Genomic DNA, 18,355 nt, shown 5'->3' on the forward strand with positions numbered 1-18,355 from the left:
TTGAAAATGTGTAGGACAACCAATTTTCAAATTTTCAAATTGATTAATTATCTAATTAGTCTTTTGCCCAGTTCAGACGGTCGGCCTGATTGTATTGCCAAGGTGCGGCATTGTTTTCTACGTTGGTCATCATCAGATTCAGTTCCTGTGGTGCGGCAGATTGCTCCATCACTAAGAATCTTCTCATTTCGAAAATAATAGAAAGCGGATCAAGCAATACCGGACAAGCCTGAGTACAAGCATTACAAGTAGTACAAGCCCAAAGTTCTTCTTTTGTGATGTAATCGTTCAACAATTTTTTACCATCGTCTTCAAACTTTCCGTTTTTATCGATATTTCTACCAACTTCTTCCAAACGGTCTCTTGTTTTCATTAAAATAGCTCTCGGTGAAAGCTTTTTACCTGTAATATTTGCCGGACAAACAGAAGTACATCTTCCGCATTCTGTACATGAATAGGCATTCAATAACTGAACCTGATTCAAATCAAAAACATCTTCTGCACCAAATTTCGACGGAGCTTCTTCTGCACCTTCAGCCGGAGCTGCGTAAGGATCAGCATTAGGGTCCATCATCAATTTGATCTCTTTGGTCACAGACTCAAGATTATTGAATTTTCCGTACAAATCAAGATTGGCGTACCAAGTACTTGGAAATGCAAGGATAATATGTAAATGTTTAGAATAATAAAGGTAATTCATAAAGAACAGAATCCCTACAAAGTGAAACCACCAAGCTCCTCTTTCAATAATTTCTAAAAAGATAGTATCAAAACTGAAAATTTCTAAGAAAGGAACCAATGTCATTTCACTGATTGGAAATGATCCAAGATGATGATAATCTTCAACACCTCTAGTTTGTAAAATGAAGTCTGAAGAATTCATTGTGAAGAAAGCGACCATTAAAGCAAACTCAATGATCAAAATCCAGTTAGCATCATTTTTTGGCCATCCGAAAAGTTCTTTCATCGTCAGTCTTTTCACTCCGTAAAAATTTCTACGGATAAAGAAAAGTACCACTCCAACAATTACTAAAAGTGCTAAAACTTCTAATGTTGCCGTGAAAAAATTATAGAAAGTATGTCCGAAAATTGTTGATAGAAAACGGTGAGTTCCGAAAATTCCGTCAACGATAATTTCGACTAATTCGATGTTAATAATTACGAAACCAACGTAAACAAAAAGGTGCAAAACACCTGCAACAGGTCTTGCCGTCATTCTGCTTTGTCCCATCGCAACTCTTGCCATGGTTTCCCAGCGCTCAGCTTTTCTATCGCTGCGATTAATTTCTCGTCCTAATCTGATATTTCTATAGATCTTCAGAAGACTTTTTCCAAAAAGCCCGAAACCTGCAATAAGTAAAATCAGAAAAAATACATTATCAAGATACTGCATATTGTAGATTTTTAGTCTTTACTGTTCTTACCGAAAACTGAGAAATTAATATATCTCTTAGGATTCGCTTTCATATCTTCGATTAAAGAGTTCAGGTTGGTAGATGCCGAATTCAGATTGTTGTACAGCTGATCATCTTTCATGATCTTCCCTAAGCTACCTTCGCCTTTGTCGATTCCGGAAATTACACCATTCAACTTTCCAACTGTCGCATCAAGATTAGCAATCGTCTGATTCAATTGCTTGGTATCGATGCTTTCTGCAAGATTTCCGTATTTGTCTAAAGTTGTCTTACCACTTTTCATGGTTAAACTAGCTTCATCAAGAACTTTCTGAAGTTTAGGGTCGTTATTACCAACCAATTTGTTTACACTTCCTGCTGTAGTTTCTAATGCACCTACAGTTTTGTTTAGATTGTGAAGCAATACTCTGATCTCTTCTCTGTTTTGAGCATTCATTACCTGATTAGCATTTGCCATCAAAGAATCTACTCTATGCAAAACAGTTTGCAGCTGGTCTTTCACAGGACCAACCTGAGAAGAAAGACTGTTCATCATACCCAACTTGAAGGCACCTTTCAAAGTATCTCCGTCTTTTGCACTAGGACCACCATAAAAAAGATTCACTCTCATTTCTTTACCACCCATTAAGCTTGGTTCAAAAATCTCAAGATTTGAATTTTTTGAAAATTCAAATTTATCATCTACAGTAATCTTTACGATAAAGTATAGTTTTCCGTCTTTGCCTGTCTGAGGAATGATTTTATCAACCTGCCCCACCTTCAAACCATTGATGGAAACGGGAGAAGACTGCGCAAGACCTTCTACGTTATCGTATTTTGCGTAAAATATATTGTCGGTAGTAAAAAGGCTTCTGCCTTTCATAAACTGAAATAAAACCACGAAGCCTACAATGGCTAAAAGCGCGATTAAACCAGCCTTTAATTCTTTACTGAATTTCACTTGTTAAATTTTTTCTAATGTAGCAAATATAGTACATTTTAAATTAATGTTTCTCTTTATTGCTCTGCGTTAAATACAAAAAAAGCGCCAAAATTACTTTGACGCTTTTATATTTTTTAAATTAGAATCTTATTGTTGATTTCCTAATTTACTCCAGATTTCAATTCTGTAATCATCGATATCTGCATTGTCTTGTAAGCTCTTTAACCAAGCCTGACCAAACATTCCTGCATTTCTTTGTGTAACAGATTCTGTAAATTGTTTTACATCGCCTGGTTGTTTGTTTACTGTTTCGTTCTTTTTAACGATCACATAAACACCAATACCACCTTCAATTGGGTTTGAAACTTTTCCTTTAGCAATACCAAACGCAGCACCTGCAACTTTAGGCTCCATCGCTCCTGCTACAGAAGGATTAAGCATGTTAACTTGTGCAGATTGTTTAGTTGTTGCAAATTTTGTAGCAACCTGATCTAGGTTACCTGCTTTTCCGATTTTCTCAGAAATTTGTTTAGCTGCCAATTTATTCTGAACTACTGTTTCTATCTGATCTCTTACAGATTCCGGATCTGCAAGACCTTTTTCTTGTTTTCCGTTTAAGTAAACAACTACTTTATCTCCTGTACCTTCTACAGTGAAGAATTCTGTATCACCTTTCTCTCTTTTCTTATCAAAAGCCCAAGCGATAATTTCACCGTCTTTATCAGTTCCTAAACCTTGAAGCTGACCGTCAAATCTTTTTGCAGATTTAGCGTTAGAATATTGATAGCTAGATTTTTTAGCAATGTTTACAAAATCATTGAATGATTTCCCTTGAACTTGTTGGATAAATCTTCTTGCTTTCTTATCAACTTCAGCTTCTGTAGCTTCAGAAGGCTTGATAGTTTTCACGATATGAGCAATTTTATAACCCATTGCTCCTGCTTTTTTATCTTCAATATTGATGATGTGATAACCGAAAGCTGTTTCTGCTAAACCAGTAGCACCTTTAGGATTGTTTGCCAAAAATGCTAAGTAACCTGGAGCAAACTGGCTTTGAGGCGTAGTCCAACCCACACTTCCTTTTCTTTCAACAGCCCCTGGTTCGTCAGAAAGCTTAAGACCTTCTGCAAATTTTGCAGGATTAGCTTTAATTACAGCCATTAAACTGTCAGCAATTTTTTTAGCTTGTTCTTTAGTTCTTGTCGCAGTAGATCTTTCAGCACCTTTGTAAGCGATCAAGATATGGTTTGACAATGTAGAATCAGAAGGTTTTTTGTCGATTAATTTAGACAATACATAAAGATTCTGCTCTTTGTAAGGTCCGAAAACCTGCCCAATTGCAGCAGTTTCAATTTTCCCTTGCAATCCTTGAGGCATTTGGTTTGCCTGAACGTATGCGTTATTGTAAGGCATATCTGAATTTGCCATTACAAACATAGAGTCATTAGTAGTGTTCTGGAAGTTTTCTTTTCCACCACTTGCATCTGTACCTCCAGAAAATATTTTGGTAATATCTTTCTGTACCGCAGCTTCGTCTGCCGGACTTGGCTGAGAAGGGAAAAAGACAATTCCTAAATTTCTGCTTGGCTCAGTTTTAAACTGTACCGGATGCGCTTTGATATAGTTCGCTAAATCTTCAGTAGTAACTTTGATTTTGTTTTTCTGAAGATAAGAAGCATAGTCAACTTTTACAAAATCAATATCTGCAAGCTGATCTCTTTCTTTCATTAATTCTTCAGCTTCTTTTTTACCTGTAGTGATACCTGCAGAAACATTAGCAAAAACCTGTCTTGCCATAATTCTGTACTCAATAGTTTTTCTAGTCTTCAACCATTGATTGTATCCTTCAGGGTTTGTATTCTGTAGAGTTTCAATTTCTTTTTTTAATTCCTGAAGCTTGAAGTTTCCTTTTTCGTCAAAAAGTTGCTGATTTTGTGCAAACATTTGATCAAACTGAAGCTGATTCCAGAATAAATCATCTGTCATCGTAAAGCCCATTTTTTCAAACTGCTGCTTTACCAACTTTGATTGTACCAATAATTGCCAAGCTTGCTCTTCTAGACCGTTTTTCGGCTGCCCTTGTTGCTCTGCTTGTTGTTGTAATACGAAAAGCTGATCGTTATACTCTTCACGAGTAATTTTCTCACCATTTACTTTTCCTAAAACATCAGGGTTTTTACCAAAAACCTTATCAATGCTTTCCGGGTTTACCAAAAACGCTAAAAGCGCCAATGCGATCACTCCCATCAAAAGCCAAGGTCTACTCCTAATCTGTCCTAAAATTGCCATTTTATAAATATAGTTTTTATATCAGTGTGCGAAAATACACATTTTTAAGAAATTACAGAAATATAAGTCGTGTTTTTAATTTTTAAAATTCAAATACTGTGAAAATGGAAATTTTGACCGTATTTTTTAACGATTAGCAAATGGCATTAATATTGTCAACTTAATATACAGTTCATACATATTGCTTTCTCTAAGCAAATTGTGAAATATCATTGTAACGACTTAAACTGAAAATGACAATTTGTCATTCGATTTATTATGACAGAATTTGAAGATATAAATTTTGATGATATTCTTGGCGATGGTTTTAACATTGTAGCCGAAGAAATCAACCTTTCTGACTTGGATATGGATAATGAAAAAAACTCTGAACAAAACATTTTCCCCATACTTCCGGTAAGAAACATGGTCATGTTCCCCAACGTGGTAATTCCTATCACTGCAGGAAGAAAGACCTCAATACAACTGCTTGAAGAAGCACAGCAAAATGGCGATTTCATAGGAATTGTAAGCCAGAAAAACTCTGACATTGAGCAACCTACCGAAAAAGATCTTTATCACACAGGAACTTTAGCAAAAATCATTAAGATTATTAAACTTCCTGAAGGAAATATCACTGCTATTACTAAAGGTTTTCACCGGTTTAAAGTAAAAAAAATCGTTGAATCTCAACCTTATTTTAAAGCTGAAATCACTAAATTAAAAGATACAAAAGCTAAAAACAAAGAGGAATACGAAGCACTACTGGAAAACATTAAAGATTTAGCTCTAAAAATTATCGAGCTTGATCCTAATATTCCGAATGCGGCCAATTTTGCCATAAAAAACATCAGCAATAATGAAGATCTGCTGAATTTTGTAAGCACGAATGCTAATTTCCCTTACCTGGAAAAACAAAAGCTTCTGGAAGAAAAAAGCTTGATGGAAAGAGCCAAGAAGTGCTACGAAATGATGCACGAGGATTTCCGAAAGCTGGAATTGAGAAATCAAATTCATCAAAAAACTTCTAAAGATTTAGATAAACAGCAGAGAGAATATTTTCTGAATCAACAAATCAGAACCATTCAGGATGAATTGGGAGGCGGTCCGGAAAGTGATGTTGAAGACTTACTTAAAAAAGGAAAAGATAAAAACTGGAAACCTGAAGTTGAAGAACACTTCCAAAAAGAAATAGGCCGACTTCAGAGACAAAACCCAAATTCTCCGGATTATAATGTTCAGAGAAATTACCTGGATTTTTTCACAGATTTACCTTGGGAGACTTTCACAAAAGATACTTTTGATATTGAAAAAGCCGAAAAAGTTTTAGATAAAGCTCATTTTGGCTTAGAAGACATTAAGAAAAGAATTTTAGAACACATGGCTGTTTTAAAATTGAAAAATAACATGAAATCCCCTATCCTATTATTGGTAGGCCCTCCCGGAGTTGGTAAAACATCTTTAGGAAAATCTGTTGCCGATGCTTTAGGAAGAAAATATGTGCGTGTTTCTTTGGGTGGACTTCATGACGAAAGTGAAATTCGTGGTCACCGAAAAACGTATATTGGAGCAATGGCGGGAAGAATTCTTCAGTCCATTAAAAAATCTGGCACTTCCAACCCAGTAATTGTTTTAGACGAAATCGATAAAGTAGGAAAAGGAATGCACGGTGATCCTAGCTCGGCATTGCTTGAAGTTCTGGATCCTGAGCAAAACAGCTCTTTCTACGATAATTTCCTTGAAATGGGTTACGATTTGTCGAAAGTAATGTTTCTGGCAACAGCAAACTCACTTTCTACGATCCAAACTCCTCTTTTAGACAGAATGGAAATCATTCAGATTGCTGGTTATACTTTGGAAGAAAAAATTGAAATTGCTAAAAGACATTTAATAAAAAAACAACAGGAAGAAAACGGTTTGACTGCAAAATCTTTCAAACTTGGCAATCCTGAACTGAAACATATCATTGAAGCACATACTTCGGAAAGTGGCGTAAGAACTTTAGAAAAAAGAATTGCTGCCATTGCACGTTGGGTTGCTTTACAAACGGCTTTGGTAAAAGAATATGATGCTAAAATTACCGTTGAAAAAATTGACGAAATCTTAGGTGTTCCAAGACCGAAAAGCTTATCTGAATTGACAGACGTTCCTGGAGTAGTAACCGGATTGGCGTGGACAAGCGTAGGTGGAGACATTTTATTCATCGAAAGTATTACCAGCAACGGAAAAGGAAATCTTACCATGACCGGAAATCTGGGGACGGTAATGAAAGAATCTGCAACCATTGCGTTGGAGTACATCAAAGCCAAACATGAAGACTTGGGAATCAGTGAAGACGATCTGGAAAAGAAGAACATCCACGTTCACGTTCCGGAAGGCGCAACTCCAAAAGACGGACCTTCTGCAGGAATTGCAATGTTAACTTCTATGGTTTCTTCATTCAAAAACAAAAAAGTAAAACCTCATCTTGCCATGACCGGCGAAATTACGTTACGTGGAAAAGTACTTCCTGTAGGCGGAATTAAAGAAAAATTGTTAGCAGCAACAAGAGCAGGAATCAAAGAAGTGATTCTCTGCGAAGCCAACAGAAAAGATGTAGAAGAAATTAAACAGGATTATCTGAAAAATCTAAAAGTAAACTACGTAAGCTGGATGAAAGAAGTACTTGAACTGGCCATCGAAAAATAAATTTTCAACAATAAACGTAAAACCTCACCCGAAAACGGTGGGGTTTTATTATTTTTATACAGCAGATTATTAATTATGAATTTTATCAAACTTCCATTTCTCCTGAAACTTGCATTAGCAGTTATTTCCATCATCGGAATCGGTTACCTTATCAAACTGGGACAGAGTATTTTAGCTCCGTTTTTTTTAGCATTTTTAATGGCAATGCTTTTTTTACCGCTTGCTAATTTTATGGAACGAAAATTAAAATTCCCAAGATCTGTTTCTACGATTGTTTCGGTAATGATAATGCTCATTATTCTTACAGGAATGATCTACTTCTTTGGCTCCCAAATATCAAGCTTCAGCAAAGATCTTCCGCATCTCAGCAAACAATTTAATTTGGTTTTTCATAATCTGCAAAACTGGGTATCACATACTTTCAATGTGAAAATCGACGAACAATTTGATTATCTAGACCAAGGCTTGGCAAAACTTTTATCTTCTTCAGGTGTGATTTTAGGATTTACTTTTGGAGTTTTTTCTACAAGCTTAGGGTTTTTGGCGTTTTTCATTCTGTTTTTTGTCTTTATATTAAATTACAGAAGAATATTAAATAATTTCATCGTTAATGTCTTCAACGAAAAACACAAAGCAAGTGTGCAGGAAGTTGTTTCGGAAGTGAGAATTATGACCAAAAGATACATTATCGGGCTTTGTCTTCAGGTAATTATTGTTTCGGTACTTGCCACAATCGTTCTTACTATTTTAGGTGTAAAATATGCAATTTTATTAGGTGTTTTAACAGGATTATTAAATGTAATTCCTTACATTGGAATCGCTATTTCTTTATTAATTTCTTGTTTTATTGCATTTGCAACAGGTACTGTTTCAACTTGTGTTTATGTAGCAATTGGTTATGTTATTGTTCATGCTATCGACGGAAATATTGTACTGCCTTTTGTAGTAGGTTCAAAAGTAAAAATCAACGCATTATTTTCTTTTATCGGAATTCTTTTAGGCGAACATCTTTGGGGAATTTCAGGAATGTTCTTGTGTATTCCGGCGATCGCGATCATCAAAATTATCTTTGAAAGAGTTGATGGATTAAAACCTTGGGGGAAATTATTGGGTGAGGAAGAAAAACCTCATAAAAAGAAAAAATCCTATAAAATTTCGAAAAATATTACTTTAAAAGAAATGGATTGATACATAAGTGATCAAAATTATATGTTAAAAACTAAGCCCCTCAACATTAATTGAGGAGCTTAGTTTTTATTTACAGTGCACAGTGCGGATTCATTCCGTTTGGACAATACTGATCACATGGAATATAGCTTTGGTTGTCTGGGCAATATCCTAAATTTGATCCCGGATCCGTACCACCACCTCCGCCTAAACAAGGGTGTCCCGGCGGAATTTTACAAGGACAACCTTCTGGTCCTATATCACAGATTGGTTCTTTTCCACCTCCATTAATTTTTTTTAAATTTTCGCGATTTAATTTTTGAAGATTTTTCAACATAATATTATTGTTTAGTTTGATTTGTGAAATACAATATATAAAAAAAATTTAACAATAACAAATACTTCATTAAGACTAACTTTCAATATAATATATTGAGAATTAGCCAATGAATAAAAATTTTATTTAACTTTAATAAAAAATCATCTCATGAAAACTATTAAACTTATTATCAGCCTTCTTTTCGGATTAATGTTTATCAATGCTGGATTAAACAAGTTTTTCAATTACATGCCCATGGAAAAACCCACTCCAGAGCAAATGGAGCTTTTTGCTGCATTTGAAAAAATCTTCTGGCTCATGCCATTAGTTGGTGCTGTAGAAATTATCGGTGGATTATTATTTATCTTCTCAAAAACCAGAGCTTTAGGAGCAATTGTTATTCTTCCCGTAATGGTAGGAATTGTGATTCATGTTTTCACGATGGATAAGTCTCCAATGGGAATGTCGATAGCAGGCATTTTATTTTTAATTAATCTTTGGATGATTATTGATAATAAAGAAAAATATAGAGCTTTGCTGAAATAATAATGTGAATGGTGAATGGTCAATTCGCTTTGCTTGTCAATTTCTAAAATTCACTTGCGAAGCAAGATTCACAATTCACCATTGACTTTTAAACAAATGCGCTGAACCCAGTAATCGATCTTCCAACAATCAGTGAATTGATCTCTTTTGTCCCTTCATAAGAATAGATCGCTTCGGCATCGGCAACGAATCTCGCCACATCATATTCGAGCAGAATTCCATTTCCGCCCATCACTTCTCGAGCTCTGGAAACCACGTCTCTCGTTCTCATTGTACAGAAAACTTTAGCCAAAGAAGCATGTTCATCTTTCAGAATATCTTCATCCTGCATTTCAGAAAGCCTGAAAACCATTGTTTGCATCGCCGTCAAATTCGAAAGCATCTCTACCAAATGTCCCTGAATCATTTGAAATGAAGCAATCGGCTTTCCAAACTGTTCTCTTGTTCTTGTATAAGCTAAAGCGCTTTCATACGCTCCTCTTGCACAACCTGTCGCCATCCAGGCAACTCCCGCTCTTGTCATTCTCAAAACTTTAGCAGTGTCTTTGAATGAATTGGCATTTTGAAGTCTATTTTCTTCTGTAACTAAACAGTCTTTTAACGTAATTAAGCCATTTTGAACAATTCGAAGCGCCATTTTTCCTTTAATTTTCTCTACCGAAAATCCGGGATTATCTTTTTCAACAATAAAACCTTTTACTTCGCCATCATCAAGATCTCTTGCCCAAATAATAATGACGTCCGCAAAAGTGGCATTTCCGATCCACTTTTTTTCACCATTCAAAATCCAGCCTTCAGGAGTTTTTTTACAGGTTGCCGTTAAACCTCCTGCAGCTCCAGATCCTACTTCAGGCTCAGTTAAACCAAAAGCTCCAATTTTTTCAAACTTCTGCATTTGTGGAAGCCATTTCTGTTTTTGCTCTTCCGATCCACAAATATAAATGGAGCCCATTGCCAAGCCAGATTGTACTCCGAAAAATGTAGCAATAGAAGCATCAATTCTCGCCATTTCCATTGCAATAACGCCTTCCATTAAAAAAGGCATTCCTTTGCAACCATATCCTTCATACGTTACTCCGCAAATATCAAGTTTTTGAAATTTTGGGATCAGCTCATGCGGAAATTCTTCTCGCAACCAATAATGATTCACCAAAGGTTTTACTTCTTTTTCCATAAACGCTCTTACTTTAAGCTGAACTTCTCTTTGCTCGGGAGTCAAAGTATGATAAATATCGTAGAAATCACCATCAACAGGCGGAAGTTCTTTTTTCTTTTTATTAGGATCAAGCATCTTCGACAAACCTTGCAGCTGTTTGTTATCTAATTTTGAAAAACTCTGCATCAATTTAGGCAAATCTACTTTTTGAGAAATGGCAGTCAACTGATCAAAATCTATTGATCGGAATAATTCTATAGCATTTCTGATTTTGGAAAAAGTATTAGACATATTATTTGAGATTTAATTTGTAAAACATTAGCAAAAATCAATCCGAAGTACTTATCAAACCGAGCAATCAATTTTACAAAATACTGAATTTCAATAATTTAAATTTAATTAATTATTTACAAAATGTTTACCTGCAATATTCAAACATTACAAACAATTCTGCTGGAACTTTGAACTAAGTAAAACATTAAAAAATAAATATATGAAAACGACTTACATCAGATTAACCATCGCAACAGCACTTTTATTAGGAATTTATTCATGTAAAAAAGGCGAAGCAACAACAAGTGAGTACGAAATGGCGACATCAGCAGATTCTGCCTCTGTAAATATTTCGGACAGCATCTCTTCAGCAGCAACCATGTCTGTAAAAGACAAGCAATTCATCAAAACGGCAAATGTAAATATGGAAGTGAAAGATGTTTATGGAGCAACAATTTCTATCGAAAAATCGGTACAAGAACTTGGCGGATTTGTTACGCACAGCAATTTACAAAGCAGAGTAATTTCGGAAGACACTTACAATACTTCTAATGAAGAAGCAATGCTGGTAAAAAAATATCAGACCGAAAACACAATGCAGGTAAGAGTTCCCACCGCAAAACTGGGCGAGCTTTTAACCTTAATTAATGATAAAAAACTTTTCCTGAATTCCAGAATCATCAATGCTGAAGATGTTACTTCAAGCATTAAATATGCAGAAATGGAAGGCAAAAGAATTAAAAAAACCAGCGAGAATATTTCTGAACTCAAAACCACAAAAGATAAAGTAAAAATGAGCGATGAAAATATGTCTGAAGAAAACCAACAACAGCTCGCCAATCTTGATGTTACCGATAATTTAAAATACAGCACAGTCGATATTTACATTAAAGAACCCAAGCTAAGAATTGCAGAAATTGCGATTACCAACTCGAAAAACATTGACAATAAATACAAATTCAATTTTATGTATGATGTGAAAAATGCTTTTGTGGAAGGTTTTTACTTAATCCAAAGAATTATTATAGGATTGGTAGCAATTTGGCCGATTGTAATTATTGCTGGCTTTGCATTTTACTTTTATAGAAAAAACAAATCTAACAAGAGATCAATTCAAGCTGATAAAGAATAAATTTGGCATCCTAACCTTTTGGTTATTCATATATAAATATTACCGAACCTCTGCATTTTGTGGAGGTTTTTCATTTTTAAAACTATAATTTTGCTTCACAAAAATAAATCTACATAAAGAGAAATTTTAGTTTTATTCATCAAATAAAACTCAGGAAAGAGCGTTAATCATTCAAAATAAAAACAATGACCAAAATTTTTACTGCACTATTTTTTATTCTAAGCTTATCTATTTTTTCTCAAAATCGAATCAAAATTTTAGATTCAGAAAATCAGAAACCTATTTCTTATGCTAAACTCATTTTAAAAGACAAAGACTATTACAAAAACACTGAAGAAAACGGCGAAGCAGCTTTAGAGAAAGATGAAGAAGTATCAGAAATCCAATCTTTTGGATATGAAAATTTGAAAGTAGAAAACTCGAAAACCACCTATTTCTTAAAACCAACATTCAAGGAAATTGAGGCTATTGAAATTTCAAAGCCAAAATTTTTGAAAAACTATACAATCGGAAACATAAAGAAAACTGAAATTGGCTATACATCGGGAGTCAATACATGGGGAGTCATCAATTTTTTCGCAAATCAACATAAAGATGAAAAATTGTTCATCAAAAAAATAAGAATACCTACAGAAGTATACAATACAAAGCGTGAAGCTATTTTCAACCTTGTTTTTTATGAAAACATCGAAGGAAACCCCGCTCCTGAAAGATTCAAAAGCCTTCCTGTTATCTGTAAAAAAGGAAAACATGTTACTGAAATTGATTTTTCTAAAAATCCTATCACGTTTCCAAAAACAGGATTATTCATAGGTATTGAATGGATCATGAACGAACAAAATTATTACCAATATGAACTTAAGGTCAATCGTCCTGTCAACCCAAAAGAAAAGTACATCACTAAAGAACGTGTAAATCCTATGTTTTTTGGATATAGAGTTGCCTATTCTGATCGATTTGAAAACCGTTTAGCACTTGAGATAGAACTTACCAATTAATTAAATAGTGATATACGTTTTAAAGATAACAAATCAGAAGTTTCATGGTTTAATATTTCTTAAAAATTGATTTTTAACCGTCAATTAATATCATTGTACGAAAATTCCGTAAATTTGCAGATTGAAATTTAATAAATATGATTGTGGTGAATTTTATTCAAAAAAATTCCTACATCTTATAATCAATTCTGCATATGTTATCAAAAATAAATCCTACACAAACAAATAGCTGGAAAGCCCTCGACGAACACTTTGGAAATAACGATTTTGAGCTGAGAACGCTTTTTCAATATAATCCGAACCGTTTTGAAGAGTTTTCTATCAAAAAAGACAATTTTTTATTCGATTATTCTAAAAATCTCATCGATGCAAAAACAAAACAGCTTTTATTGGATCTTGCAGAAGAATGTCAGTTGAAAGACGCTATTTCTAAAATGTTTTCAGGAGACAAAATTAATGAAACCGAAAACAGAGCCGTTTTACACACCGCTTTGAGGGATTTTTCTGATAAAGAAATTTTGGTTGATGGCGAAAACATAAAACCTCAAATCAAAAGAGTTTTAAATCATATGAAATCTTTCTCTGAAAAAATTATTTCAGGAGAGCATAAAGGTTTTAGTGGAAAAGAAATTACGGATGTTGTGAACATCGGAATTGGAGGTTCAGATTTGGGACCTGTAATGGTTGTTTCGGCCTTAAAACATTTTAAAACAAGATTAAATGTTCATTTCGTTTCAAACGTAGACGGAAATCATATCGCTGAAGTGGTGAAAAACTTAAATCCTGAAACCACTTTATTCATCATTGCTTCGAAAACGTTTACGACTCAAGAAACAATGACGAATGCAAACTCGGCAAAAGACTGGTTTTTAAAAGCCGGAAAACAGGAAGATGTAGCAAAACATTTTGTAGCTTTATCTACTAATATTCAATCCGTTAAAGACTTCGGAATCGCAGAAGAAAACATCTTCGAATTTTGGGATTGGGTTGGCGGAAGATATTCATTGTGGAGCGCAATTGGCTTAAGCATCGTTCTTGCCGTTGGATATGAAAATTTTGAGCAATTATTAAAAGGAGCTGAAAATACAGACCAGCATTTTCAAACGGCAGATTTTTCTGAAAACGTTCCTGTCTTGATGGGACTTTTAGGAATCTGGTATCGTAATTTTTACGCAGCAACAAGTCACGCTGTGTTGCCTTACTCTCAATATTTAGACAGATTTGCTGCGTATCTTCAGCAAGGAGATATGGAAAGTAACGGAAAATGTGTCGACAGAAACGGAGAATTTGTAGAATATGAAACAGGACCAATTATTTGGGGTGAACCGGGAACGAACGGACAACACGCTTTCTATCAATTGATTCACCAAGGAACAGAATTGATTCCTGCGGATTTTATTGCGTATACAAAAAGTCCTAACAAAGTTTCTGATCACCAAGATAAATTATTGGCCAACTTTTTCGCTCAAACTGAAGCTTTAGCTTTTGGTAAAAACGAAGAAGAAGTGGAAGCAGAATTAATAGCTTCAGGAAAATCGGAAGAGGAAATAGATTTCTTATTAAACTATAAAGTCTTCCACGGAAATACGCCTACTAACTCATTATTAATTAAAGAATTAAATCCTTTTTCATTGGGACAGTTAATTGCATTGTATGAGCATAAGATTTTCGTTCAAGGTGTAATTTGGAATATTTTCAGTTTTGACCAATTTGGGGTGGAATTAGGAAAAGTTTTAGCAAATAAAATTTTACCGGAACTTGAAAGTAATGAGACCATTAGCTCTCACGACAGCTCGACAAATGGGTTGATTAATTATTATAAAGGAAACAAATAATTGTTGAAAATTTTCATTAATTTTAATCAAAAATAAAAATATGACACAAATTATCATTAACCTAAGCAATAAGGAAGAAGAAACCTTTGTGGAAACTTTTTTGAAAAAAATGAAAATCAGTTTTGAAAAAAATGAAGATGATTTTGAGCTGACTGATGAAATGAAAAGAGTGATTGATGAAAGATTAGCTGAAGATGAAAGTACTTATGTAGATGCCGAAGAGTCTTTAAAAAAGATTTCTGAAAAGTATGGAATATAAAATTGTTTTATCTCCAAAAGCAGAAATAGAAGTTGATGATGCTATTCAATATTATAATCGATTTTCCAAATCGGCGGCAAAATCTTTCAAGAAGCAACTTTCAGATTCCTATAGAAAGATTCGGCTGAATCCTTTTTTTGAAAAAAAATATAATAATGTAAGATTCTTACCATTTTCGAAGTATTCTTACATTGTTTTATTTCGAGTTGATGAAATAGCAAAGAAAGTTTTTGTACTCTCCGTTTTTTGCGCTCATCAAAATCCGGAAAAATATCCATAAAAATCTAATAAAAAGTAATAAAAGTAAAAATGGCAGAAATTCTTGACGGACTAAAAGTATCCAAAGAAATAAAAGCAGAAATCAAGGTTGAAGTTGAAAAAATCATTGCAAGCAAAAGAAGAGCTCCTCATTTGGTAGCCATTCTTGTTGGGAACAACGGAGCGAGCAAGGCATATGTAAACGCTAAAGTAAAAGATTGTGAAGAAGTTGGTTTTCAGTCGAGTTTAGTGAAATTCCCAAGTACGGTTTCTGAATCTGAATTGTTGGAAAAAATAGATGAATTAAATAAGTCTAAAGCAGTTGATGGGTTTATCGTTCAGTTGCCTTTGCCCGATCAAATCGATCAGGAAAAAATCATTAACGCTATCGATCCAAGAAAAGATGTTGATGGCTTCCACCCGGAAAACTTTGGTAAAATGGCTTTGGAAATGGATACTTTCTTACCAGCAACTCCTTTTGGTATTTTAACTTTATTGGAAAGATATAATATCGAAACTAAAGGTAAAGATTGTGTAATTATAGGAAGAAGTAAAATTGTGGGAAGACCAATGAGTATTTTGATGGGAAGAAAAGATTTCCCTGGAAATTCTACGGTTACGTTGACTCACTCTTACACAAAAGACATCGAAGAATACACTAAAAAAGCAGACATCGTAATTACCGCCTTAGGCGATCCTCATTTTTTGAAAGGTGAAATGATTAAGGACGGAGCTGTGATTGTTGACGTAGGAATTACAAGAGTTGACAACGATTCTCCAAAAGGATATTATTTGGCAGGTGACGTAGATTTTGACAGTTGTGCAGCAAAAGCAAGCTGGATTACACCTGTTCCCGGAGGAGTAGGTCCTATGACAAGAGCGATGTTGATGAAAAACACCATTATTGCTTACAAAACTTCGGTTTACAACGATTAACTATAAATTAAAAACTCTCTTTCGGAGATGGGAAAAGCCCCTCTCCTTTTGGAGAGGGATTTAGGGTGAGGAAAATGAATAAAGAAGAAGATATACTATTAAAAGAAGGTAAAATGCTCCCCGTAATGGAGCATTTTTATACTATTCAGGGAGAAGGCGCACACACAGGAAAAGCGGCTTATTTCATCAGACTTGGCGGTTGCGATGTGGGTTGCCATTGGTGTGATGTGAAAGAAAGCTGGGATCCGAACCTTCATCCTTTGATGAATGCTGAAGAAATTGCAGAAACTGCCGCAAAACACTGTAAAATTATTGTTTTGACTGGTGGAGAACCATTAATGTGGAATTTAGATATTTTGACTTCTAAATTAAAAGAATTAGGTTGCACCATTCATATTGAAACTTCAGGAGCGTATCCTTTGAGCGGACAAATTGATTGGATTACGCTTTCACCAAAGAAAACAGGACTTCCAAAAGAAGAGATTTATGGTAAAGCTCACGAACTTAAAATGATCGTTTTTAATAATAATGATTTTAAGTTTGCTGACGAACAGGCTTCAAAAGTTTCGGAAAACTGTAGGCTATATCTTCAAAGTGAATGGAGCAAAAGAGATGAAATGTATCCTAAAATTACCGATTTTATCCTTGCAAATCCGCGTTGGCAAGCGTCGGTTCAGACTCATAAGTATCTGAATATCCCGTAAAATTGTTTATATTAGCTTTTGTGTTTCGCTAGAGAAGATGCAAAGAATCCGATATTCCCGTTATCTGAAATCAATTATCATATTGCTTGACCTTTTGGTTCTTGCAGGTGTTTTTGTATTTTATTTTTTTAATACTTCTCGGAATTTGATTCACAATCAGGAAATATGGTACGAAACTTCTTTTCCTTTGCTTCTTGTGATCTCTTTTTGGATTTTATTAAGCGGAAGAACCAAAATTTATAATATTTCCAGAAATCTTACCTATATTCTTTTTGTAGAGCGGATTATTATTCATTTTCTCTTATTTATAATTGGCTTGGTATTGATTCGAAAAGTAAGCGGCAATCAGTTTTTTGGCTCAGAACTTACCTGGCTTTCACTTTACCTTTTTATTTTTATCTTTTTATTAAAATCAACTGTCTATTTTCTGATAAGATACATCAGAGCAATGGGAGTAAACCACAGAAATGTGATGTTTCTTAGTGAAAATAATTCAACAGAGGTTTTAAAGAAAACAATTGAAGAAAGAAAAGATTTTGGTTATAAAATATTTAATTATAATTCATCTGAAATAAATACAGAAAATCTGGTAGATTTTTGGAAAAAAAACGGAATCCACACCTTATTTATTCCTACCGAAAATTCTTTTAGCAATGAAACGGAAGATAAACTTTTCAGATTGGCAGAAGCCAACAAAGTACATATTTCTTTAATACCGAATATCTCGAAGAACAATTTCTTCTTTTACGATTTAGGGTATATTCAAACTCAGCCTGTTTTAACTCAAACAAAATATCCATTAGACTATTATTCTAATTTTTTGTTGAAGAGAACCTTTGATATTATTTTTTCGGTCTTGGTTTTGCTATTCATTTGTTCGTGGTTATTTCCCATTATTGCAATTTTAATTAAAAAAAGTTCTAAAGGACCTGTATTTTTTGTTCAGAAAAGATATGGTTTTCATGAGGAAGTTTTTAATTGTTTTAAATTCAGAACAATGGTTGTAAATGAAGACTCTGCATCTAAAACAACCAGTGTAAACGATAAAAGAATTACCAAAATAGGAAAGTTCTTAAGAAAAACAAGCCTTGATGAAATGCCACAATTTATCAATGTTTTGAAAGGTGAAATGTCTATTGTAGGGCCTAGACCACACATGTTGGCTGTTGATAATTACTACAAACCAAAGATTGGAAGATACAGCTTAAGAAGCTTGGCTAATCCCGGAATTACTGGTTTAGCTCAGGTAAACGGTTTAAGAGGTGATGCCGGAGATGTGGAAATTGAAATGAACAAAAGAATTCTTGCTGATGCATTCTACATCAGAAACTGGAGTTTCATTTTAGATATTGTGATTATTTTAAAAACCATTTTATTGGTTATAAAAGGAGATAAAAATGCAAAATAAGACGATGTTTCGTTAAAATAATTTAAAATTTGGGCATTAAAATCAAGCCCAGTCTTAACGTGAGTCTTAAA

At 34.2% G+C, this 18,355-nt stretch carries 16 protein-coding genes; 11 read left to right on the forward strand and 5 right to left on the reverse strand.

Features of this window, described 5'->3' with window-relative positions; genetic code table 11:
• Positions 1-55: 55 nt before the first annotated feature.
• From OEW74_RS00070 to OEW74_RS00080, 3 genes are all read right to left on the reverse strand, one after another.
• Entirely contained in the window at positions 56-1,393 is a 1,338-nt protein-coding gene (locus OEW74_RS00070) for a (Fe-S)-binding protein (RefSeq protein WP_265426543.1), read from the reverse strand.
• 11 nt (positions 1,394-1,404) lie between these two features.
• On the reverse strand, positions 1,405-2,355 hold the full coding sequence (locus OEW74_RS00075; RefSeq protein ID WP_265426544.1) for an MlaD family protein: 951 nt from the start codon (positions 2,353-2,355) through the stop codon (positions 1,405-1,407).
• A 129-nt stretch (positions 2,356-2,484) separates the two neighbouring features.
• Positions 2,485-4,626 (reverse strand): peptidylprolyl isomerase, encoded by a 2,142-nt coding sequence (locus OEW74_RS00080; RefSeq protein ID WP_265426545.1) that lies wholly within the window; start codon positions 4,624-4,626, stop codon positions 2,485-2,487.
• Between the two features lie 258 nt (positions 4,627-4,884).
• Here OEW74_RS00080 and lon point away from each other — a divergent pair, with 258 nt between their 5' ends.
• Both lon and OEW74_RS00090 read left to right on the forward strand, forming a co-directional pair.
• On the forward strand, positions 4,885-7,293 hold the full coding sequence (gene lon / locus OEW74_RS00085; RefSeq protein ID WP_265426546.1) for an endopeptidase La: 2,409 nt from the start codon (positions 4,885-4,887) through the stop codon (positions 7,291-7,293).
• A gap of 75 nt (positions 7,294-7,368) precedes the next feature.
• Positions 7,369-8,481: an AI-2E family transporter gene (locus OEW74_RS00090; RefSeq protein ID WP_265426547.1), complete on the forward strand. Its 1,113-nt coding sequence runs from the start codon at positions 7,369-7,371 to the stop codon at positions 8,479-8,481.
• Positions 8,482-8,551: 70 nt separating this feature from the next.
• Here OEW74_RS00090 and OEW74_RS00095 read toward each other — a convergent pair whose 3' ends face one another.
• Complete coding sequence (locus OEW74_RS00095) at positions 8,552-8,797, reverse strand: bacteriocin-like protein (RefSeq protein WP_265426548.1); 246 nt, start codon at positions 8,795-8,797, stop codon at positions 8,552-8,554.
• 150 nt (positions 8,798-8,947) lie between these two features.
• On the opposite strand from OEW74_RS00095, the gene OEW74_RS00100 reads away from it, so the two are divergent.
• The gene (locus tag OEW74_RS00100; RefSeq protein ID WP_265426549.1) at positions 8,948-9,325 is read left to right on the forward strand and encodes a DoxX family protein; all 378 of its coding nucleotides are present in this window, start codon (positions 8,948-8,950) and stop codon (positions 9,323-9,325) included.
• An 88-nt stretch (positions 9,326-9,413) separates the two neighbouring features.
• Here OEW74_RS00100 and OEW74_RS00105 read toward each other — a convergent pair whose 3' ends face one another.
• Positions 9,414-10,772, reverse strand: coding sequence for an acyl-CoA dehydrogenase family protein (locus tag OEW74_RS00105; protein ID WP_265426550.1), 1,359 nt, complete (start codon positions 10,770-10,772; stop codon positions 9,414-9,416).
• A 202-nt stretch (positions 10,773-10,974) separates the two neighbouring features.
• On the opposite strand from OEW74_RS00105, the gene OEW74_RS00110 reads away from it, so the two are divergent.
• The 8 genes from OEW74_RS00110 to OEW74_RS00145 all read left to right on the forward strand — a co-directional run bounded on the left by OEW74_RS00110 (position 10,975) and on the right by OEW74_RS00145 (position 18,284).
• The gene (locus OEW74_RS00110) at positions 10,975-11,886 is read left to right on the forward strand and encodes a DUF4349 domain-containing protein (RefSeq protein ID WP_265426551.1); all 912 of its coding nucleotides are present in this window, start codon (positions 10,975-10,977) and stop codon (positions 11,884-11,886) included.
• Between the two features lie 185 nt (positions 11,887-12,071).
• Positions 12,072-12,884 (forward strand): hypothetical protein, encoded by an 813-nt coding sequence (locus OEW74_RS00115; RefSeq protein WP_265426552.1) that lies wholly within the window; start codon positions 12,072-12,074, stop codon positions 12,882-12,884.
• 194 nt (positions 12,885-13,078) lie between these two features.
• On the forward strand, positions 13,079-14,719 hold the full coding sequence (gene pgi / locus OEW74_RS00120) for a glucose-6-phosphate isomerase (protein ID WP_265426553.1): 1,641 nt from the start codon (positions 13,079-13,081) through the stop codon (positions 14,717-14,719).
• A 40-nt stretch (positions 14,720-14,759) separates the two neighbouring features.
• Positions 14,760-14,978, forward strand: a complete 219-nt coding sequence (locus tag OEW74_RS00125; RefSeq protein WP_265426554.1) for a hypothetical protein — start codon at positions 14,760-14,762, stop codon at positions 14,976-14,978.
• Positions 14,968-15,258 (forward strand): type II toxin-antitoxin system RelE/ParE family toxin, encoded by a 291-nt coding sequence (locus tag OEW74_RS00130; RefSeq protein ID WP_265426555.1) that lies wholly within the window; start codon positions 14,968-14,970, stop codon positions 15,256-15,258. Before OEW74_RS00125 ends, OEW74_RS00130 begins: the two co-directional genes overlap by 11 nt.
• Positions 15,259-15,287: 29 nt before the next feature.
• Positions 15,288-16,172, forward strand: coding sequence for a bifunctional 5,10-methylenetetrahydrofolate dehydrogenase/5,10-methenyltetrahydrofolate cyclohydrolase (locus OEW74_RS00135; RefSeq protein ID WP_265426556.1), 885 nt, complete (start codon positions 15,288-15,290; stop codon positions 16,170-16,172).
• 74 nt (positions 16,173-16,246) lie between these two features.
• Positions 16,247-16,876: a 7-carboxy-7-deazaguanine synthase QueE gene (locus OEW74_RS00140; protein ID WP_265426557.1), complete on the forward strand. Its 630-nt coding sequence runs from the start codon at positions 16,247-16,249 to the stop codon at positions 16,874-16,876.
• A gap of 37 nt (positions 16,877-16,913) precedes the next feature.
• Positions 16,914-18,284, forward strand: a complete 1,371-nt coding sequence (locus tag OEW74_RS00145) for an exopolysaccharide biosynthesis polyprenyl glycosylphosphotransferase (RefSeq protein ID WP_265426558.1) — start codon at positions 16,914-16,916, stop codon at positions 18,282-18,284.
• The last annotated feature ends 71 nt before the right edge of the window (positions 18,285-18,355 follow it).

It is taken from the genome of Chryseobacterium sp. YIM B08800 (assembly GCF_026163565.1).
In the GTDB taxonomy this organism is placed as follows: Bacteria; Bacteroidota; Bacteroidia; order Flavobacteriales; family Weeksellaceae; genus Chryseobacterium.